This window comes from Blautia sp. 2227st1_G12_2227SCRN_220401, assembly GCF_039062885.1.
Taxonomy (GTDB): Bacteria; Bacillota; Clostridia; order Lachnospirales; family Lachnospiraceae; genus Blautia_A; species Blautia_A fusiformis.
Genome location: NZ_JBCLNI010000026.1, coordinates 28,767 through 50,553, shown reverse-complemented (window position 1 = coordinate 50,553; position 21,787 = coordinate 28,767). Strand labels below are relative to the sequence as shown.

Genomic DNA, 21,787 nt, shown 5'->3' with positions numbered 1-21,787 from the left:
TCCTTATACAGCGGCAGAGATCGCAAACGCAGTAAGAGATATTGCTTCCAAGCATATCCAGCAGGTTATGGATATCAAGGCAGTAAATGTGGTAGAGACAGCAAACATCCCGGATGAGCCATCAAGCCCAAGCGTACCGAAAAACGGTGTGATCGGCGGACTTCTGGGTATCCTTCTGGCAGCAGCCGTTGTGCTCATCGTATATCTGACAAACGATACTGTAAAGACACCGGAAGACGTAGAGAAATATCTTGGATTAAGCGTACTTGGTACAATCCCATACTCTTCCAAAATGGGCAAGAAATCCAAAAAGAAAAAGAAACGTCACGCATAAAAATAACAACAACGGATCAAAGTGTTGGGAAAGGCCGGGAGCAGCAAAAATATGAAGAAATTTTTTGTGTTTTTATTAGTGGTCATCTGCCTTGGTATGGGAGTCGGTGTAGTATACATGAAGAGCTCCGAGGATAATGAAGGACCGAAGATCACATTTGAAGAGGGAAAAGATACGAATTATACATCCGATATGACAGAAGAGGATCTTCTGAAGGATGTAAAGGCACAGGATGACAGAGATGGAGATGTTACAGAGTCTCTTACTGTAGAAACCATATATCCGAAGACTGACGGAAAACAGGTTTCTGTTATCTTTGTTGCAAAGGACAAAAACAACAATGTAACAAAAAAAGAATTTACCATGGAAGCTCAGGACGGCAGTGCCGAAAATCCGCAGCTGGGACTGATCGATAATGACGGTCTCACAGAGGACGGAGATTCCACAGACACCACAGAGCCTGCAGAAGAGACAGATATGCAGGATGGGACAGAAGCAGACAGCACATATGCTGAAAGCGGAGATTCCGCAGAAGGAGAACTGACTCCGGAGGAACAGGCGCAGAAGACACAGGAAGACAAGATCGAGCAGCTTTCTCCGCAGGATCCGAAGATGTATCTGACTACCTATTACGTAGAGGTACCGGTAGGAACTACGCTGGATAAATTAAGCTATGTAAAGGATATCCAGGATGATACAGAGTCAACCAGTGATCTTTTCAAAAGGATCCAGATCACCGGTGATGTAAATACAGCTGCACCGGGAACTTACGAGCTTACATATTATGTAGTAGACAACAGTGGAAACAGCTCCAACGGAGCCGTACTTACCATTGTAGTGAAATAAATATCATCCCCTCTCCAGGTGCCTGAGATACCGGAGAGGGGATAAAAGTAACAAAAAATGTAAGCGAGGGAAGGCGTAGAAAAGAATATGTATCAAAAAGAAAACAGCAGCTGGGTAAAACATGCAGATTTTACGATTTGCGATATGTTGTGTCTGCAGCTTGCGTTTGTACTTGCATATTGGATCCGAAACGGGATCGATCAGCCATACGAGACGGAGCTGTATCGAAATGTGGCAGTGGTGATGTTTCTTATCCAGCTGATGGTCACATTTTTTAATGAAAGCTTCAGCGGAGTTCTGCGAAGAGGAATGCTGGTGGAACTGAAGAAAACCTTTGAACAGTGTACACTGGTCTGCCTTCTGGTCCTGGCATATATGTTTCTTTTAAGAATTGGAAACAATTATTCCAGAATGATCCTGCTGATCACCTATGTGCTTTATACCTGCTTCAGCTACTGCGGCAGACAGGCACTGAAGAAATTCCTGAAGGATCACAGATACGAAGAAAGCGAGAAGCGATCCCTGCTGATCGTTACAGTCAGTGAAAATGCAGACAATGTGGTGGAAACCATCCGCAAGAATAATTACGGAACCTATCATCTGGCAGGAATCGTCTTTATGGATTGTGACAAGAAGGGTGCATCCGTCTGTGGAGTACCGGTAGTAGCCGGGAGTGAGGATATGATCTCCTATATCCATAAGAACTGGATCGATGAAGTATTTTTTGCAGTGCCTAAGGAAATCCCGATCCCGGAGCAGATGATCAAGGATTGCTCTGCAATGGGAGTTGTCATCCATATGAGACTGGCAACTATGAAATCTCTTGGCAAGAACCAGGTGGTGGAGGAGCTTGGCGGATACACTGTGCTTTCCAGCAGTATCCACATTGTGACACCGCGCCAGATGTTTGTGAAACGAGCTATGGATATCGCAGGCGGTCTGGTAGGTTGTCTTTTTACAGGAATCGCAGCGATCTTTCTGGTTCCGGCCATCAAGATCAAATCTCCGGGTCCTGCATTTTTCTCACAGGTCCGCATGGGAAAGAACGGTCGTCCGTTCAAGATCTATAAATTCCGCTCCATGTATATGGATGCAGAAGAACGCAAAAAAGAACTGATGAAACAGAATAACATAAAAGATGGAATGATGTTCAAAATGGATGATGATCCACGAATCATCAAAGGAGTAGGACATTTTATCCGAAAGACATCCCTGGATGAATTTCCACAGTTCTGGAATATTCTGAAAGGAGATATGAGTCTTGTAGGAACCAGACCGCCGACAATGGATGAGTGGGAGAAGTATGAGCTTCACCATCGCAAACGTCTGGCCATCAAGCCGGGACTTACCGGTATGTGGCAGGTAAGCGGTCGAAGTGATATTACGGATTTCGAGGAAGTCGTAGAGCTTGACACAAAGTATATTGCCGAATGGTGTCTGAAGCTGGATATAGAGATCCTGGTTAAGACAGTTATGGTCGTTTTCCGCGGAAGCGGCGCCAAATGATCCATACATATTGAGATTCGAATATAATGACCCGGGCTGCGGAGACGCAGTTCGGGGATAAAAATAAATTAGATAAGTTATAAATATAAAAGAGGAAGTAAAAAATGCAGATTTTATTGATCATGCTGATCGTAGTACTTCTTGCGTTCTCGGTCCTGCTTCTGGCACTGGCAAAACAAAGTCCCAGGGAAAAGCAGACAGAAGACAAAGAGCAGGAAGAATACATCAGGGATTATGCAGAAACAGTAAGACAGACCGGAGGAAGTATGAAGAAGTTAGAACATTGGAAAGTAATTGCGATATATCTGATCATCTATGACATGATAGCTGTTAATTTTTCTTATTTTATGGCGCTGCTGGTGAGATTCGATTTTCGGTATTCCTCGATCCCCACAGACTATTTTGCCGCATGGAGGAGTTTTGCACCAATCTATACCATTATCATCCTGGCAGTGTTCGGATGCATGCATCTGTATAACAGTGTATGGCGTTTCGCAAGCTTCCATGAGCTGATCAAGATCACGGTAGCAACTGTGATCACAGGCGTTCTGCATATTGTGGGTATCACGATCTTCTGGGAACGGATGCCGGCTTCCTATTATCTGATCGGTATCATGCTGCAGTTTTTTCTGACTGTAGGCGTACGTTTCTCCTATCGTTTTGTACTTCTTGAGCGGAACCGCAGAGAAAAGAGCGAGCGTGAGGAGCGGAGCAAAAACGTGATGATCATCGGTGCAGGAGAAGCGGGAAGGACCATTGTCCGGGAGCTTCAGAATGCAAAGGAAACCAATTCCAGAGTACGCTGCCTGATCGATGACAATCCGAATAAATGGGGAAGATACATGGAAGGCGTTCCGGTGGTAGGCGGAAGAGACGATATTTTTCTCAATGTGGACAAGTATCATATCAATCAGATCCTTCTTGCGATCCCGACGGCAACACCGCATCAGAAGCGGGATATCCTGAACATTTGCAAGGAAACCGGCTGCGAGCTGAAGCAACTTCCTGGTGTATATCAGCTTGTAAACGGAGAAGTATCCCTGAGCAAGATGAAAAAAGTAGCAGTGGAGGATCTTCTCGGACGAGACACCATCAAAGTCAACATGTCAGAGATCTTTCAGTATCTGAAGGGCAAAAGGATCCTGGTAACAGGAGGCGGCGGTTCCATCGGAAGCGAGCTTTGCCGTCAGATCGCAGGTCATGAGCCGGAGCTTCTGGTGATCTTCGATATTTATGAAAATAACGCTTACGACATTGAGCAGGAGCTGAAGGCCAGTTATCCGAACCTGAACCTGAAGGTACTGATCGGCTCCGTCCGTGACAGCAAAAGGATCAACTGGGTATTTGAAACCTATAAGCCGGAGATCGTATATCATGCAGCCGCACATAAGCACGTACCGCTGATGGAGAACAGCCCCTGTGAGGCAATCAAGAACAATGTGGTAGGAACCTATAAGACTGCATATGCGGCAATGATGAACGGCTGCCAGCGATTTGTGCTGATCAGTACCGACAAGGCTGTAAACCCGACCAACATCATGGGCGCCAGCAAACGACTCTGCGAAATGGTAGTCCAGAGCATGAACATGGTCAGCCACAATGGACACACCGACTGGCTGCCACGACTTGGCGGACACAGAAAAGAAAACCTGGATGCACTTCACGACAACGAAGGCCAGGCATATGTAAGTGAAAACCATACATCGAAAGCAGGAACCGGCACAGAATTCGTAGCTGTACGATTCGGAAACGTTCTCGGCAGCAACGGAAGCGTGATCCCGCTGTTCAAGCGCCAGATCGAAAAAGGCGGCCCTGTCACCGTCACACATCCGGACATCATCCGCTACTTTATGACCATCCCGGAGGCCGTAAGCCTTGTCCTCCAGGCAGGAACCTACGCCAAAGGCGGCGAGATCTTTGTCCTGGACATGGGAGCCCCGGTAAAGATCGACACCCTTGCCCGAAACCTGATCAAGCTTTCCGGCTACACACCGGACGTAGACATCAAAGTCACCTACACTGGCCTCCGACCAGGCGAAAAGCTCTACGAAGAAAAGCTGATGGCCGAGGAAGGCATGGAGAAAACTCCAAACGACCTCATCCACATCGGCAAACCCATCGAAATGGACGTACAGGAATTCTTCAAACAGCTGGAAGTCCTGGCAGCATACGGCTACGCCAACAGCGAAAAGATCCGGGACATCGTAGCCGCGATCGTACCGACCTATCACTCTGCGGATTCCGACCTGAAGCTGCATAAGAAGGTGTATGAGGAGCTGATGAGTGAGGCGGCTGTGGCTGCGGAGAAGAATTGATAACTGGTCAATAATTTACATATATACGAAAACGAAGGAGTGTTGAAATAATGAAAATCCCATTTTCACCGCCAGATATTACAGAGACAGAAATCGAACAGGTAGCAGAAGCTTTAAGATCCGGATGGATCACAACAGGACCGAAAACAAAAGAACTGGAAAGAGAAGTTGCGGATTTATGCGGCACCAATAGAGCTGTATGCCTGAATTCGCAGACTGCATGTGCGGAAATGACACTTCGTCTTCTGGGAATCCACGAAGGCGATGAAGTGATCACTTGCGCTTATACCTATACCGCAAGTGCATCGGTGGTGTGTCATGTCGGGGCAAAGCTGGTTCTTATTGATACACAGGAAGATTCTCTGGAAATGGATTATGACAAACTGGCAGAAGCTATTACAGAAAAAACAAAAGTGATCATTCCGGTGGATCTTGGCGGAGTGCCATGCGACTATGACAGGATCTTCTCTATCGTAGAAGAGAAAAAGAAGCTTTTCCATCCAGTCAATAAGCTTCAGGAAGCAATCGGAAGAGTTATCGTAATGGCAGATGCAGCCCATGCATTTGGTGCGACCTGGCATGGAAAACCAGTGGGCAGCATTGCAGATTTTTCAAACTTCAGTTTCCATGCAGTGAAAAACTTTACAACAGCAGAAGGCGGCGCTGTGGCATGGAGAGATATCGAAGGAATTGATAATGAAGAAATCTATCATCAGTATCAGTTGTTATCACTTCATGGTCAGTCAAAGGATGCCCTTGCCAAAACACAGCTTGGCGCCTGGGAGTATGACATCATCGGACCTTGGTTTAAATGCAATATGACCGATGTAGTTGCCGGAATCGGCCTGGCGCAGATGAAACGATATAAAGGCTTGCTTGCAAGAAGAAAAGAAATTATTGGTAAATATGATGCTGCATTTAAGCCACTTGGCATCGGAGCACTGGATCATTACACCGATGAGCATCAGTCCTCCGGACATCTGTACATCACCAGAATCCCGGGAATCACTCTGGAACAGAGACACGAGATCATCGTCAAAATGGCAGAAAAAGGTGTTGCCTGCAACGTACATTACAAACCACTGCCAATGATGACTGCTTATAAAAATATGGGATTTGATATCAAGGATTACCCGAATGCTTATAAGCGATTTGAAAATGAGATCACATTGCCGCTGCATACGAAGTTGACGGATGAGGAAGTGGAGTATGTGATTGAGATGTTTTGTGGGGTTGTGAAGGAATATATTAAATGAAAAAGATCATGATTTTGGGAGCAAGTATACTACAGCTTCCAGCAATAAAAAAGGCAAAGGAAATGGGACTGGAAGTTGTAGTTGTCGATATGAATCCGGACGCAGTAAGCTTTCAGACAGAAGGAATCGAAAAAGAAATCATAAGCACGATTGATATACCTGAGATAGTGAAAGCTGCAAAAAGACATTCTATTGATGGAATCATGACACTTGCTACAGATATGCCAATGAGAGCAGTAGCGGCAGTGGCAAAGGAAATGAATTTGATTGGAATCAGTGCAGATACAGCTGTGAAGGCAACAAATAAAGCGGAAATGAGGAATGCACTGAAAAAAGCAGGTGTTCCAATTCCTGTATTTTACAAAGTATCTACAAAAGAAGAATATCTGGAAGCAGTAGGAAAAATAAAAGAAGCAGGTTATCGATGTATTATAAAACCGGCAGATAATTCGGGAAGCAGGGGGATTGATCTGCTTAAAGATTATAACAGTGAAACTGTGGAAAAGGCTTATAACTACAGTAAGGAATCTTCAAGATCCGGAGATCTCATGGTTGAAGAGTATATGGAAGGGCCAGAGGTAAGTGTAGAAACTTTAAGTGTCAACGGTGTATGCCATGTTATTCAGATTACAGATAAGCTGACAACAGATGCACCATATTTTGTGGAAATGGGACATTCACAGCCATCAGGTCATACAGAAGAAATAAAGAAGCAGATAGCGAAAGTGGCTATTGCAGCGAATCATGCAATTGGTATTTCAAATGGACCATCCCATACAGAAATCAAAATAACGAAGGATGGACCTAAAGTTGTAGAGCTTGGAGCACGGCTGGGAGGAGATAATATTACGACTTATCTCACACCTCTTTCCACAGGTGTAGATATGGTTGAAAGTTGTATACGAATTGCACTTGGTGAAACTGCAGATTTAGAGCCTAAATTTCATAAAGCATCTGCTATAAGATATTTTAGAGTTGAGCAAGGTTTCATTAAAGATATCAGGGGACTTGAAGAAGCCAGAAAGATTCCAGGCGTAAAACAGATTTATGTTGTACATGGAATCGGGGAAAAAATGAATGGCATAAAAAGTAGTGGAGATCGCAGCGGCTTTGTAATCGCTCAGGCAGATACAGCTGAAGAGGCTGTAGAAATATGTGAAAAAGCGCTGGATTTAATAGAAATTGAAATGGAGTAAGGGAAGTATAAATTCATGTATGAAAGATACATAAAAAGATGTTTGGATGTTATATTTGCAGTCATTGCACTGCCAATCGTATTAGTAGTCTGTATTATTTTTGGGGCACTGATCTGGCTGGAGGACAGAGGAACAATTTTTTATCTGGCAAAGAGAAGGGGAAAAGACGGGACAATCTTTAATATGTATAAGCTTCGTTCCATGAAGGTAAATGCGCCAGATATTAGAAATAAGGATAATTCAACTTTTAACAGTGCAGATGATCCAAGAGTAACAAAAATCGGAAAGCTGATGAGAAAAATTTCAGTTGATGAGCTACCGCAGGTATTTAATATTCTGAAAGGAGACATGAGCTGGATCGGACCAAGGCCAGTAACAACAGACAGACCATTGTCTGAGTATGACCAGAAAAGAAAAGATCGTTTAAAAGTAAAACCAGGCATTACAGGGTATACACAGGCCTATTATCGAAATAATATTTCGCAGGAGGACAAACTGGCTTTGGATGCAAAATATGCACAAAAAGTAACATTTCTGGGAGATTTGAAGATTTTCTTTAAAACAATTGAAACTGTAGTATGCAGAAAAAATGTTTATACAAATTAGAAGGGAGAAGAAAAAATGGGTGTTGAAGGAAAAAGACTTTTAGTATTAGGTGCTGGAAGAGGACAGATCGGACTATATAAAGCAGCAAAAGAGATGGGAATTACAACAATTGCAGGAACCATGCCTGATAATAATCCTCCAGGAATTCCTCTGGCAGATGAAGTGTGCTTTATGAATATCGCAAATCCTGATGAGGTTGCTAAAAAAGCAGCGAAGCTTAAATTGGACGGAGTGGCTACTTGCTGTCTGGATACAGGGATTTCAGCTCTTGGAAAAACCTGTGATTCTTTAGGATTAACAGGACTTCCGGAAAAAGCAGCCATCATGTGTAATGATAAGTCAAAAATGAAAAAAGCATTTATGGAATACGGTGTAAGTACAGCACAGTATTTTGAAATTTCCAATGAAGAGGAATTAAAAAATGCATTGGATAAAATTAAATTGCCGGTGATCATTAAAGCAACGGATTTACAGGGAAGCAATGGAATTTACATAGCAAAAACAGAAAAAGATGCCTATGACGGATTTCATGCAGCAATGAAATTAACGAAAAGAAGTTATTGTATTGTTGAGGAATTTATTGAAGGCTGGGAATTTGGCGCACAGGCATTTGTCTATAATAATGAAGTCCTTTTTGTAATGCCGCATGGCGATGAAACATATATGAGTCATACTGCAGTACCTGTAGGACATTATGTTCCGTTGGATTGCGATGAGAACATCCACAAACAGACGGAAGAAGCTGTAAAAAATGCAATCAAAGCTTTAGGATTGAATAATTGTGCAGTAAACGTAGACTTGATTTTGAGAGACAATAAGGTTTATGTAATTGAGCTTACAGGCCGTGTAGGTGCAAACTGTCTTCCTGAACTGGTTGAGATTAACTTTGGAATTGAATATTACAAAATGATTGCTGCAATGGCTGTTGGAGAAAATCCGTTGGAGTATTGGGGAAAGAGAAATTCCAAAACAACGGCAGGACTGGCACGAATGATTCTTTCAACAGAAGAAAGTGGAACCCTAGAAGATATCAAATATACCGGAGAAATGGATGAAGATATTCTGGAAATAACATTCTTTAAAAAAACAGGAGATCAGATTCGAAAATTTGTATTTTCAGCAGATTGTATTGGCCAGATTATTGTAAAAGGATCTACATTGGATGAGTGTAGAGCAAAAATCAATAAAATCATGAGTAATATTGAAATAAAACTCAAATAGGAGAACTGCAGTATAGCTGGCTGTTTATAAAAATTATAAATGGCCAGCTGTATACGATTTTAAGAAAAGATAGAAGAGGAAGATTAATGAAAACGCTGTATTTGCTTACAAATTCCTTTCCTTATGGAGATTGGGAGCCTTATTTGGAAACAGAAGTAAAATATTATGATGACTTTGATGAAGTATATATTTTTGCATTACAGATTAGAAAAGAACACTTAAAAAGAAAAAGAACTGTTGGAAACAATGTGAAAGTAATTCCAATTATGAAAGCGTCAAATAAAACCTATTTATTATATAGTTTCAGGACTCTGACAGATATTAATTTATATAAAGAATTTGCACGCCTGGTGAAATCACGTAGATTATCTGTGCGAAATTTTGTAAACATGTTTGTTTATTTCAGTCGTTCTCATTATGAAGCAGATTTAATAGATAAAAAAATGAAAGGACATGTGAATAAAGAGTCAATATTTTATTCATATCGTTTTGAATATCAGCCATATGTGGCAATGTTATTAAAAAAGAAATGGAAATTGAACAGTAAGATTGTAAGCAGGGCACATCGGTATGATCTTTATGAAGAAGAACATAAAGGGAATTATATACCAATGAGAGAGGGAATTCTTTCAAAAATTGATAATATATATCCATGTTCAGATCATGGTACCGATTATCTGAGAAAAAGATTTCCTCAATATAAACAGAAAGTGCATACCAGATTCTTAGGAACAATAGATCATGGAGAAAAGGAGTATCTTTTCAATGATAAATGTTATGAAATTGTCAGCTGTTCTACAGTGACAAAGGTAAAAAGACTGGATTTATTGATAAATGCATTATCTCAAATTAAGACTATCCCGATTAAGTGGACACATTATGGGGATGGAATTTTAATGGATGAAATAAAAAAAATGGCAAAAGACAAACTGAGAGATAATATTCAATATGAATTTAAAGGAAATGTCAGTAACACAGAATTAATGAAACAATATCAGGATAAAAATTACTACGTGTTCGTGAATGTAAGTTCATCAGAAGGAATTCCTGTATCAATTATGGAAGCAACATCTTTTGGAATTCCGTGCATCGCAACAGATGCAGGGGGAACGAAGGAGATAATTAGTGATAAAGAAAATGGGGTTTTATTAGATAGAGATGCAAGGACAGAAATAATTACAGCTAGTATCAGTAAATTTTGTTCTATGACGGACGAGGAATACAGAGAGTATCGCCGCTGTTCAAGGGAAAGATGGATAAGTAAATTTAATGCAAAATCTAATTATGAAATATATGTTACACAACTTTTGAAACAGATATCAGGAGATAAAGAATGAAGATTAGTTTAAAAATCAATATGAAAATGATTGCATTTTTATTGCTCATGTCTATTTTGGGGATTGTTGCAATAATTGTAAATGTAAAGCCTCTATATCTATTTGTTCTTTGCTGCTGGCTGTATTTAATGTTTTATGCATATAGTGATATAGACAATAGGGGAATGCTGTTTGCTTTTTTAATTGCTTTTTTTGTATTTTTACTTGGAAGAGATTTTCTTCAGGAATTTTTCAAATACAAAGTTGAAAATTTTGATCAAAAAACTCAGAACCACGCATGGATCAGCTCTAGTATTTCATTGTTAACTATTATCATGGTATATCCATTATGTTCAAAAAGATATAAGAAAAAAATATCAAAAAGAAAAAAGGAAAATAAAATATATACTTTAATTGCTCAAAAAATTAGTCGAGTAGTTTATTATTTTTCATGGATATTTGCAGTGACATCTAAAATAGTTGTGGGTATGTTTGTATCTGCAAGAGGTTTTACTGATTATTATACAGATTATTCGGAATATTTGTCAGGAAATTCTTACCTTTATATAATTAGTAAAATGGAATTGATCATGCCGGTTGCCTGGTGTATATATTTGGCAACGTTACCAAGTAAAAAACAGATTAAGATTCCGCTTATTTTATACATATTATATTTAATTGTATCATTGGGAAGTGGGCAGAGATCAACTGCGATATTGGGAATATTGTTTGTTTTTGTATATTTTATTTATAGAAATGGAATGAATTCAGAAGAAAAATGGCTGACAAAAAAAATGATAGTAGGAATAATTCTAATTCTTCCGTTTTTAGCTGTTTTTGTATCTGCATATAATATATGGAGAGAGGGTGGAAATGCCAGTTCTTTAAACTTTTTTGAAGGGATTTTAAACTTTTTTTATGATCAGGGAGTTACAGGTAATGTATTAAAAAGAGCCTATATGTATAAAAATCAGATTCCAAAACAAATTTATACATTAGAGTTTTTACACAGTGGAATTCTTGCAAGATTATTCAATATAAAGGTTTATCATGGAAATACTGTTGATCATGCGATGTACGGAGGAAGCTTTACCCATACATTGGGATATACAGTAATGAATTCTGCATACTTAGCTGGACGGGGAACGGGATCAAGTTATATAGCTGAACTGTACCAGGATTTTGGTTATACAGGGATTATACTTGGAAATATTTTATATAGTTTTCTTTTGGCAAGAATTACAAAAAATGAAGATAATGACAGTTTATTAAAAAAATCAATAAAATTTATGATTATAACACAGCTTTTATGGGCACCTCGTGGAAGCTTTACATATTTTATTTCGCAGAATTTGACTCCTACAACAATAGCAACATTGTTATTAGTTTTTGGTATTTCTTACTTATGGGAGAAAAGAAAGTATGCAAGAAAAAGGAAATATTCTTAGGAGAGATCAAAGATGAGTAGTAACAAAATACAAAAATCGATAGGATGGTCGCTTTTTTCGGAAATTGCAGTTAAATTTGTTGTTCCAATAACAAATATGATTTTAGCAAGAGTGTTGACTCCAGATGCTTTTGGGGTAGTTGCTGTATGTAATATGCTTATAAGCTTTGTGGATTTAATTACGGATGCCGGGTTTGGAAAATATATTGTTCAGCACGATTTTGAAAATGATAAGGATAAAGAAAACTATATAAATGTTTCCTTTTGGACAAATCTTGGTATATCTGTTGTAATGACGAGCCTAATAATAATTTTCCGGGTACAAATGGCAACAATGCTGGGACACAGGGAATATGCAAATGTAATTTCTATTGCCAGTATTCAGTTAATTATAACATCTATATCTAGTACACAAACAGCAATATTTAGACGAAATTTTGAATTCAGAAAATTATTTATTGCACGTATTTCAGTAGCAATTGCGCCATTGGTAATTACAGTACCACTGGCAATTATATTGAGAACTTATTGGGCATTAGTTATAGGAAACCTTTGTGGAGCATTAGTTAATTCTATTGTTTTATCGGTCTTTTCTAATTGGAAACCTTCTGTTTATTATAGCTTTAAGCTGTTAAAAAAGATGTTTAGTTATAGCTTTTGGTCATTATGTGAGGCATTGGCTAATTGGACTATTTTTTGGGTTGATACATTTATTGTAGGAAATTATTTTTCTGAATATCAATTGGGGTTATATAAAAATTCAACTAATATGGTTCAATCGATAATGGGAATGATTTCGGCATCTATGAGTCCAGTTTTACTGTCGACATTATCAAGACTGAAAAATAATCCAGAAAAGTATAAAAAAGCTTTTTTAAATATACATAGTTTGATAATATATTTAGTCGCACCAATGGGAATTGGTTTATTTTTATACCGAAAAATGGCAACTTTATTGTTATTTGGAAGTAAATGGGGAGAGGCTTCTAATATTGTTGGCGCATGGGGACTTATGATGATGTGTAGTGTCATATTTTATAGTTTTCCTGCTGAATTATATAAATCAAAAGGTATTCCACAGATGTTGTTTCTTTCTCAATGTATATATTTGTTATTTATGATACCAATATGCGTAGTAACAGCAAAGTTTGGATTTTGGATTATGGTGTATTCGCGTTGTGGGGCTATAATAATTCAGATGATCATTGGGATTGTCTTTATGAAGAAATTTTTTGAAATAGATTTACAAGATTATTTTAAATCATTTTTATATCCATTGATTGCGACAATTGCTATGATATTAATTTCGGAAGTTACAAAATGGTATTTAAAAGGAATAATTGGAGATTTTATAGGAATATTAGTATGTGTTTTAGTATATTTGGCAGTTGTATATGTTGTAGCCAGAAAGCAGTTATTAAATATTATTCAGACAATAAAAAAAGAAAAAGTATAATAATATAGAAACGCTATTGGTGAGAACAAAGATATACAGTTATTTCAAAGAAGATATATCTAGCATAAATAATGCTCAGGAAGCGTTTTCACTTCCTGGGCATTCTGTAGTAAGTGCGAATATTAATTATCTCCTGTTAGATAAAATGAAATGACACCTCATTTGTAGCAACGAGGATTTACTTGCATATTAGAGTTGATAATAATAGTGGTAACAGGAAGCACTGCATACAAAAGGAAATCACAGAAAACTCATCATTTCTCTCGCAATTTCAGAACATCCTCAAGTGGCAACCCTGAAAATCTGGAGATATCCTCAGGAGAGAAACTGGGATCCTGCAGCATGCGTTGTGCAGTTAATAAAGCTTGTTCCTGAAGACCTTGGGCGTGACCTTGGGATAGACCTTCGGCGCGTGCATCATCGCACATTTCCTGAACAGCCTGACACATATTAACACTCCCTTCTGTTTCTGTGAAACGTAAATTGATACCGGTTATGGAGTCAATGACTCGGGCTGCTTTGAGTTCGAGTGAGCGGAAGCCAGGGGTCTGTGATGTGAGTTCCTGAAGCTTCCGTTTATCTTTGGAGTATTTGATGAAGAGCATGACTTCTTTGAGAGTGCTCTGGAGTTTGTCAAGTTCTTCATCTTTTATCTCGGCGGGTGAGAAGAGATTGATCCGGTAATCCGGGACCATGGAAAGAATTTCGGGGTCCTGGACAGAGAGCATTTCGTGGAGGCTTCTGGGAGCTTTCCAGGTGTCGGAACCGAAGTACACGACTGTGGGTATGACCGGGATCAGCCGGTCATCCTTGTAGAAGCCGGTGAGATATTCTCCGGATGTGGAGGGCCATTGCTTTGCTTCTCTGTGGGTTGTCAGCCATGTAATCTTTGGTGATGGTATCCTTTGTACCCATAGGTTTCACCACCTTCGATCTTGTTATGTGATCAGAGTTATTTTATCATCTGATCCATTTTCAGGGTAACATAGTTCATTGCTTTTGGAAAGAGGATTTTGTGAAAAAGCTTCAGAGCTGCGCAGGTAAGGCGGATATGTTTGTCGAACGGAGTCGAAATAAATCAATAGACAAAAAGAGCGTATTGTGCTACTCTGAAAGCACGAATCACGTGGCGATTGGCATATTTGTATGTGATTTTTCGCATTGAAAGGGAGTGGAACGCGGAATATGAAGAGACCGAAGCTACCGGTGGGAATTGAGAATTTTCAGGAAATTCGTCAGGCGGATTTTTATTATGTAGATAAGACCAGGCTTATCGAACAACTGATCGATCAGTGGGGGAAAGTAAATCTTTTTACGAGACCTCGGCGTTTTGGGAAAACATTGAATATGAGTATGCTTCGTTGTTTCTTCGAGATCGGGGCAGATGAAGCGCTGTTTGAAGGTCTTTATATTTCCCGGAAACAAGAATTGTGTGAACAGTATATGGGGAAATTTCCGGTAGTGTTTTTATCGCTGAAGAATGTTGATGGACTTACCTTTGAGAATGCACGCTATCAGCTGACAGAACTGGTAGGCAGAGAGGCCAGTCGTTTTCTGTTTTTATTGGAGAGTGACAGACTGACAGAAACGGATAAAGATATATATCGTACATTGATCTCTGTGGAGAATGGCCGATATTCTATGGATGAAAATATTCTTTCTTCTGCGTTGCAGATATTGTCTCAGCTGTTGCATAAGCATTATGGGCAGAAGACGATCATTCTTATAGATGAATATGATGTTCCTCTGGATAAGGCTTTTCAGCATGGATATTATAAAGAAATGGTGCTCATGATACGCGGTGTGTTCGGACAGGCACTTAAGACTAACGATTCTCTGTATTTTGCAGTATTAACAGGGTGTCTTCGCGTGTCTAAAGAGAGTATTTTTACAGGACTTAATAACTTCAAAGTGCTTTCGATCACGGATCATCGATTTGATGAGCATTTTGGTTTCACAGATGATGAGGTCTGCAGATTGCTTACAGCATATGGCATGGAGGATCATCTTTCCGAAACAAAGGAATGGTATGATGGATATCATTTTGGAAATACGGATGTGTACTGCCCATGGGATGTGATCAATCATGTAGATTGTCTGCGTGGGAATCCGGATGCGGAGCCGCTGTCTTACTGGATCAATACCAGTGGGAATGAACTGGTAAGGAGATTTATTGACAGGGCAGATAAGACTACAAGAGATGAGATAGAGCGTCTGATCGCAGGTGAGTCTATTGAGAAAACGGTCCGTATGGAGTTGACCTATGATGAAATCGATAATAGTCTGGATAATCTCTGGAGTGTATTATTTACTACAGGATATCTTACACAGGCAGGGAAGACCGAACGAGGAGTGTATCGTCTGACCATTCCGAACAGGGAGATAAGAGAAGTTTATGTGCTTCAGATAAAGGAATGGTTTGACCGCGCAGTGCTGAAAGAGGCGGAGCCGACGAAAAATCTGCTGAAAGCAATAAAAGAAGGGAATGCAGGTGAGATTGAGGAACGCCTTACAAAGATTCTGGGAAATACGATCAGTATTTTTGATACAAAAGGACGAAATGAAGAAAAAGAAATTTTTTATCATGGACTTTTGTTGGGGCTTTTGCGTAGTGATCCAAACTGGCTTGTTCAGTCTAATGCGGAATCTGGAGATGGTTTTGCAGATATTCTGGCAGAACCGGAAGATCCGGATGCCGGGATCGTTATCGAGCTGAAGTATTCTCAGACTTTTTCAGGGCTGCAAAATGCATGTGAAAGAGCGCTGGCACAGATCAGAGAAAAGCGGTACGATGAACGGTTACGTAATGAAGGAAGAAATAATATTCTGGCGTATGGAGTTGCTTTTTGTAAGAAGCGATGTAAAGTGGCTGTTCAGAGGCTGTAAATCTGCTGGAAATATAGATAATATTATTGATGTTCATACAGAAAGATAAGAACAATTCTGATCGATCTGTATGACACATCAATATATAAGATAAGTTATAAATATTAACATACAAAGGAGAGCAAGAAATGGGAAAATATTTTGGTACAGATGGCTTCCGTGGAGAAGCGGGTGTTTCGTTAACTGCAGATCATGCTTTCAAGATCGGGCGTTTTCTGGGATGGTATTATAATGAGCTGCGCAGAAGAGCGGGGGAGACGGCTGCGGCCAGGATCGTGATCGGCAAGGATACCCGACGTTCCAGCTATATGTTTGAGTATTCGCTGGTTGGCGGGCTGGTGGCATCCGGAGCGGATGCTTATCTTCTTCATGTGACAACAACGCCGTCTGTGGCTTATGTTGCCCGTACCGATGGTTTTGACTGCGGTATTATGATCTCTGCCAGCCATAATCCTTATTATGATAACGGGATTAAGCTGATCAACGGCCAGGGTGAGAAGATGGAAGAGGAGATCATCGCTCTGGTGGAGGATTATCTGGATGACCGTCTTCAGCTGTTCGGAGAGAAATGGCATGAGATTCCTTTTACAAAGGGCGGTGAGATCGGCAGGACGGTGGATTATTCGGCAGGCCGGAACCGTTACATAGGATATCTGATCTCCCTGGGAGTATATTCCTTTAAGGGAATGCGGATTGGTCTGGACTGTGCCAACGGAAGTGCATGGAATATCGCAAAGGCGGTTTTTGATGCGCTGGGAGCGAAGACTTATGTGATCAATGCTGAGCCGGATGGTACCAATATCAATAACAATGCCGGTTCCACCCATATTGAGGGTCTCCAAAAGCTTGTAGTGGAGAAGGGGCTGGATGTTGGCTTTGCCTACGACGGAGATGCGGATCGTTGTCTCTGTGTGGATGAGAAGGGAAATGTGGTCAGCGGGGATGCGATCCTTTATGTGTACGGCCGTTATATGAAGGAGCGCGGAAAGCTTCTCACCAATACGGTTGTAACTACGGTAATGTCCAATTTTGGCCTTTACAAGGCTTTTGATGCTCTTGATATTGAGTATGCGAAGACAGCAGTAGGGGATAAATATGTTTATGAATATATGATGCAGAATGGCTGCCGTATTGGTGGTGAGCAGTCCGGGCACATTATTTTTTCCAAGTATGCATCTACCGGGGATGGCATCCTTACAAGTCTGAAGATGATGGAAGTTATAATGGCAAGGAAGAAAAAGCTCAGTGAGCTTACCGCTGATCTGGCGATCTATCCCCAGGTTCTTGAGAACGTGCGTGTCCATGACAAGGCAGCAGCGCAGGCAGATGTGGATGTGCAGGCAGCAGTAGAGCGTGTGGCTGAGGCGCTTGGAGACACCGGAAGGATCCTGGTGAGAGAATCCGGCACAGAACCTCTGCTCCGTGTTATGGTTGAGGCAGAGAGTGAGGAGCTTTGCAGAAAATATGTGGACCAGGTGGTTGAGATCGTCCGTAAGAAGGGGCATGTGGCAGAGTGATGTCCTGGATGCAGACCGCAGGTGTCTGAAGAACGGAGCAGTCAGAAGAATATAAAAATGCAATAAGAGGAGAAAAAAATCATGTGTGGAATTGTAGGTTTTACAGGCAGGCATCAGGCAGCACCCATCCTTCTGGACGGGCTTTCCAAACTGGAATATAGAGGATATGATTCCGCCGGCATCGCAGTGCGTGACGGGGAAAAGGATATCGAGATCATTAAGGCGAAGGGCCGTCTGAAGGTCCTTCTGGAGAAAACAAACGCAGGTGAATCTGTTCCGGGTATGTGCGGGATCGGTCATACCCGCTGGGCAACTCACGGAGAACCATCAGAGGTCAATGCCCATCCTCATGTCAGTGATAACGGAAATGTGGCAGCTGTGCATAACGGCATTATCGAGAATTACCAGGAGCTGAAGGAGAAGCTTCTCCGCAGGGGATATTCTTTTTATTCTTCCACAGATACGGAGGTTGCTGTGAAGCTGGTGGATTATTACTACCAGAAATACGGCGGATCTCCGGTTGAGGCAGTGCGTCATGCCATGGTGCGTATCCGTGGTTCCTATGCGCTGGCAATGATGTTCCGTGATTATCCGGAAGAGATCTTTGTAGCGAGAAAAGACAGCCCTATGATCCTGGGTGTGGAGAATGGAGAATCCTATATCGCATCGGATGTTCCTGCGATCCTGAAGTATACAAGAAATGTTTATTATATCGGAAATCTGGAGCTGGCATGTGTAAAACCGGGTGAGATCACTTTTTACAATTTGGATGGTGAGGAGATCGAGAAGGAGCCTAAGATCATTGAGTGGGATGCAGAGGCAGCGGAGAAAGCCGGTTTTGAGCATTTCATGATGAAGGAGATCCATGAGCAGCCGAAAGCAGTTGCAGATACACTGAACTCCGTTATCCGGGAGGGCAAGCTGGATCTGACGGAGATCGGTCTGGATGATGAGAGGATCCGCAGCATCAGCCAGGTTTATATCGTGGCCTGCGGTTCTGCTTACCATGTGGGAATGGCTGCACAGTATGTGATCGAGGATCTTGCAGGTCTTCCGGTGCGTGTGGAGCTTGCTTCGGAGTTCCGTTACCGGAAGCCGCTTCTGGATTCTGACGGCCTGGCAGTGATCATCAGTCAGTCCGGTGAGACTGCGGACAGTCTGGCTGCGCTTCGGGAATGTAAGGAGAAGGGGATCCGCACGCTGGCTATTGTCAATGTGGTGGGCTCTTCCATTGCAAGAGAGGCGGATCATGTATTCTACACACTTGCAGGACCGGAGATCTCGGTTGCTACCACCAAGGCGTACAGTACACAGCTGATCGCTTCCTATGTGCTGGCATTGCAGATGGCACTGGTCCGCGGAAAGATCTCAGAGGAGCAGTGTGAGTCCTACATTAAGGAACTGAAGACACTTCCGGACAAGATCGGCAGGATCATCGAGGATAAGGAAAGGCTTCAGTGGTTTGCCTCCAAGCAGGCCAATGCAAAGGATATCTTTTTTATCGGAAGAGGGATTGATTATGCCATCAGCCTTGAGGGCAGCCTTAAGATGAAGGAGATCAGCTACATCCATTCTGAGGCGTATGCGGCTGGCGAGCTGAAGCATGGCACCATTTCCCTGATCGAGGACGGCACTCTTGTGATCGGTGTCCTGACACAGCCGGAGCTTTATGAGAAAACAGTCAGCAACATGGTGGAGTGCAGAAGCCGTGGAGCGTATCTGATGGGGCTTACTACGTTTGGAAACTATAATATCGAGGATACTGCAGATTTTACGGTTTATATCCCGAAAACAGATCCGCATTTTGCAACTTCTCTGGCAGTGATCCCGCTGCAGCTTCTGGGTTACTATGTCAGTGTAAATAAAGGTCTGGATGTGGATAAGCCGAGAAATCTTGCTAAGAGTGTTACCGTGGAATAAGGATATCTGTTTCATGGAAGGAACATTTTAGAGGCAGTTCCGTGACATCGTGAGAGCATAAAAGAATCATGATATCACGGAACTGTTTTTGCATTTGGCGATTTACGATATTTCTTGCTTTTATCAGTAAAAAAGCGTAAAATGATTAGGATATTTGAATCTGTACAGAGGGTGTCCATATGTAATATTCTCTGTACCATCAAAAATGGAGGATTGCATATGAGAAAAATGGGAAAACATATCCCAGGGCTGATCGTGACGCTTGTGGTTCTGATCACAGCGATCGTATTTGCGGTCATGCTTCTGAATATGAAGGTGATCCCGACGAAGTTCATTGCAGTGATCGGACTGGTAATGCTGGTCCTGATCGTGATCGTCGGAGCGCTTGTATGGAGTACGGATGGTAAGATAAGATTTGTAGTGGGAGTGATCCTGGCAGCAGTTTTTGCAGCAGTATTTATTCTCGGAAGTATGTATGTTTATAAGACACATTCCACACTGGCAGGGATTTCCGGTGTGAACACAGAGGTTACGGAGGTCGGCATTTATGTCCGTGCAGATGATTCTGCAGATTCCATAGAGGCTACAGCAGATTATGTGTATGGTGTGCTGACAGATCTTGACAGAGCCAATTCGGACAAGGCTATCCAGGAGGTGGATTCCGAGACAGGCAAGACTGTGCAGGTCCAGGAGTATGCAGGACTTACAGAGCTGGTTGACGGTCTTCTGAACGGACAGACAGGTGCGATCGTGCTGAACAGCGCATATTTAAGCGTTATTGAAGAGATGGATGGATATTCCGATATTTCTTCCAGGATCAAAGAGCTGACCGTGAAGAAGGTGGAGACGACCATTGAACCGCAGGAGACAGAGGCGAAGGCTGAAGAGAGTACCAATGACGGTTCTGTATATACCATCTTTATCAGTGGTATCGACAGCCGCAGCGGCCTTGTTGCAAAGAGCCGAAGCGATTCCAATATCATTGCTACGGTAAATACAGCTACCAGACAGGTGCTTCTGATTTCCACACCTCGTGATTATTTTGTACCGCTTTCTATTTCAGGCGGACAGAGAGATAAGCTGACACATGCAGGTATCTATGGTATCAATGTATGTATGGATACTCTGGGAATGCTTTATAATGAGGATATCAACTATTATTTCCGTATCAACTTTGCGGGATTTGAGCAGCTGATCAATTCGCTTGGCGGAGTTACTGTTTATTCTGACTATGACTTTGATTCCAAGAATGAGACAGGATATCACTTCAATCAGGGAGAGAACTACCTGAACGGTGAGCAGGCTCTGGTATTCAGCCGTGAGCGTTATGCCTTTAAAGAGGGCGACCGTCAGCGTGGCAAGAACCAGATGGCAGTGATCAAGGGTGTGATCAACAAGGCTCTTTCACCGGAGCTTCTGAAGAATTATTCTTCTGTTCTTTCCAGCATCCAGGGATGCTTTGAGACCAATATCTCCTACGAGGAGATCGCCAGACTGCTCCAGCAGCAGCTGAACAACGGTGGTGACTGGAACATCGTAAGCTACAGTGTAAATGGTACCGGTGACACACAGAAGCCGTATTCTATGAGCCAGAAGGCTTACGTTATGATTCCGGATGAGTCTACCGTTCAGAAGGCGGAGGCCATGATGAAGAAGGTTCGTGACGGAGAGACTGTTTCCCAGGAGGAGGCAGACAGTGCAACATCAGCGGCAGTAGCTACGGATAATGATGCACAGGCAGCTGCAGAGGGAAGTACAGCAGAAGCGCAGGGTGAGACTGCAGATGCCACACAGAATGGCACAGCAGATGCCCAGAGTGCAGACGGAACTGTTGCACAGCAGTAAGATAAAATTATTAAATTTTAGCATAAGAACAGCCGGGGAAGCGTAAAGCTTTCCACCGGCTGTTTTTTCATGAGAAACAGAACGAAAAAAATCCACCGGCGATCACCGATGGATTTTTTT

The 21,787-nt window shown here is 41.8% G+C and carries 15 protein-coding genes and 1 pseudogene; 15 read left to right on the top strand and 1 reads right to left on the bottom strand.

Annotated features, from left to right (window positions below; all coding sequences use genetic code 11):
* The 11 genes and pseudogenes from ABCM67_RS12740 to ABCM67_RS12690 form a co-directional block, all read left to right on the top strand.
* Nucleotides 1-334 (top strand): annotated as a pseudogene (locus tag ABCM67_RS12740) (protein-tyrosine kinase); the annotation flags it as partial.
* A gap of 51 nt (nucleotides 335-385) precedes the next feature.
* Nucleotides 386-1,180 carry an immunoglobulin-like domain-containing protein gene (locus ABCM67_RS12735; RefSeq protein WP_114002397.1) on the top strand — a complete coding sequence of 265 codons (795 nt, stop codon included), beginning with the start codon at nucleotides 386-388 and terminating at the stop codon, nucleotides 1,178-1,180.
* Between the two features lie 87 nt (nucleotides 1,181-1,267).
* Nucleotides 1,268-2,686 (top strand): sugar transferase, encoded by a 1,419-nt coding sequence (locus ABCM67_RS12730; RefSeq protein WP_278654724.1) that lies wholly within the window; start codon nucleotides 1,268-1,270, stop codon nucleotides 2,684-2,686.
* 266 nt (nucleotides 2,687-2,952) lie between these two features.
* Complete coding sequence (locus tag ABCM67_RS12725) at nucleotides 2,953-5,001, top strand: nucleoside-diphosphate sugar epimerase/dehydratase (RefSeq protein WP_334297730.1); 2,049 nt, start codon at nucleotides 2,953-2,955, stop codon at nucleotides 4,999-5,001.
* A gap of 50 nt (nucleotides 5,002-5,051) precedes the next feature.
* The gene (locus tag ABCM67_RS12720; RefSeq protein WP_022426284.1) at nucleotides 5,052-6,257 is read left to right on the top strand and encodes a DegT/DnrJ/EryC1/StrS family aminotransferase; all 1,206 of its coding nucleotides are present in this window, start codon (nucleotides 5,052-5,054) and stop codon (nucleotides 6,255-6,257) included.
* Nucleotides 6,254-7,453: an ATP-grasp domain-containing protein gene (locus tag ABCM67_RS12715; RefSeq protein WP_022426283.1), complete on the top strand. Its 1,200-nt coding sequence runs from the start codon at nucleotides 6,254-6,256 to the stop codon at nucleotides 7,451-7,453. The genes ABCM67_RS12720 and ABCM67_RS12715 overlap by 4 nt, the downstream gene beginning before the upstream one ends.
* Nucleotides 7,454-7,468: 15 nt before the next feature.
* On the top strand, nucleotides 7,469-8,059 hold the full coding sequence (locus ABCM67_RS12710) for a sugar transferase (protein WP_022426282.1): 591 nt from the start codon (nucleotides 7,469-7,471) through the stop codon (nucleotides 8,057-8,059).
* 15 nt (nucleotides 8,060-8,074) lie between these two features.
* Nucleotides 8,075-9,280, top strand: a complete 1,206-nt coding sequence (locus ABCM67_RS12705) for an ATP-grasp domain-containing protein (RefSeq protein ID WP_022426281.1) — start codon at nucleotides 8,075-8,077, stop codon at nucleotides 9,278-9,280.
* Nucleotides 9,281-9,366: 86 nt separating this feature from the next.
* Nucleotides 9,367-10,617 (top strand): glycosyltransferase, encoded by a 1,251-nt coding sequence (locus tag ABCM67_RS12700; RefSeq protein ID WP_022426280.1) that lies wholly within the window; start codon nucleotides 9,367-9,369, stop codon nucleotides 10,615-10,617.
* The gene (locus ABCM67_RS12695) at nucleotides 10,614-12,044 is read left to right on the top strand and encodes an O-antigen polysaccharide polymerase Wzy family protein (protein WP_022426279.1); all 1,431 of its coding nucleotides are present in this window, start codon (nucleotides 10,614-10,616) and stop codon (nucleotides 12,042-12,044) included. Before ABCM67_RS12700 ends, ABCM67_RS12695 begins: the two co-directional genes overlap by 4 nt.
* Before the next feature lie 12 nt (nucleotides 12,045-12,056).
* On the top strand, nucleotides 12,057-13,499 hold the full coding sequence (locus tag ABCM67_RS12690) for a lipopolysaccharide biosynthesis protein (RefSeq protein ID WP_022426278.1): 1,443 nt from the start codon (nucleotides 12,057-12,059) through the stop codon (nucleotides 13,497-13,499).
* A gap of 254 nt (nucleotides 13,500-13,753) precedes the next feature.
* Here the strand turns inward: ABCM67_RS12690 and ABCM67_RS12685 are convergent, their stop codons facing one another.
* Complete coding sequence (locus tag ABCM67_RS12685) at nucleotides 13,754-14,296, bottom strand: Rpn family recombination-promoting nuclease/putative transposase (protein WP_330611310.1); 543 nt, start codon at nucleotides 14,294-14,296, stop codon at nucleotides 13,754-13,756.
* A gap of 388 nt (nucleotides 14,297-14,684) precedes the next feature.
* Between ABCM67_RS12685 and ABCM67_RS12680 the strand changes: the two genes are divergently transcribed.
* From ABCM67_RS12680 to ABCM67_RS12665, 4 genes are all read left to right on the top strand, one after another.
* The gene (locus ABCM67_RS12680; RefSeq protein WP_173722638.1) at nucleotides 14,685-16,385 is read left to right on the top strand and encodes an AAA family ATPase; all 1,701 of its coding nucleotides are present in this window, start codon (nucleotides 14,685-14,687) and stop codon (nucleotides 16,383-16,385) included.
* 128 nt (nucleotides 16,386-16,513) lie between these two features.
* On the top strand, nucleotides 16,514-17,902 hold the full coding sequence (glmM, locus tag ABCM67_RS12675) for a phosphoglucosamine mutase (RefSeq protein WP_173722636.1): 1,389 nt from the start codon (nucleotides 16,514-16,516) through the stop codon (nucleotides 17,900-17,902).
* Between the two features lie 81 nt (nucleotides 17,903-17,983).
* Nucleotides 17,984-19,822, top strand: coding sequence for a glutamine--fructose-6-phosphate transaminase (isomerizing) (glmS, locus tag ABCM67_RS12670; RefSeq protein ID WP_022426275.1), 1,839 nt, complete (start codon nucleotides 17,984-17,986; stop codon nucleotides 19,820-19,822).
* Between the two features lie 219 nt (nucleotides 19,823-20,041).
* Nucleotides 20,042-21,667 (top strand): LCP family protein, encoded by a 1,626-nt coding sequence (locus ABCM67_RS12665; RefSeq protein WP_342992900.1) that lies wholly within the window; start codon nucleotides 20,042-20,044, stop codon nucleotides 21,665-21,667.
* The last annotated feature ends 120 nt before the right edge of the window (nucleotides 21,668-21,787 follow it).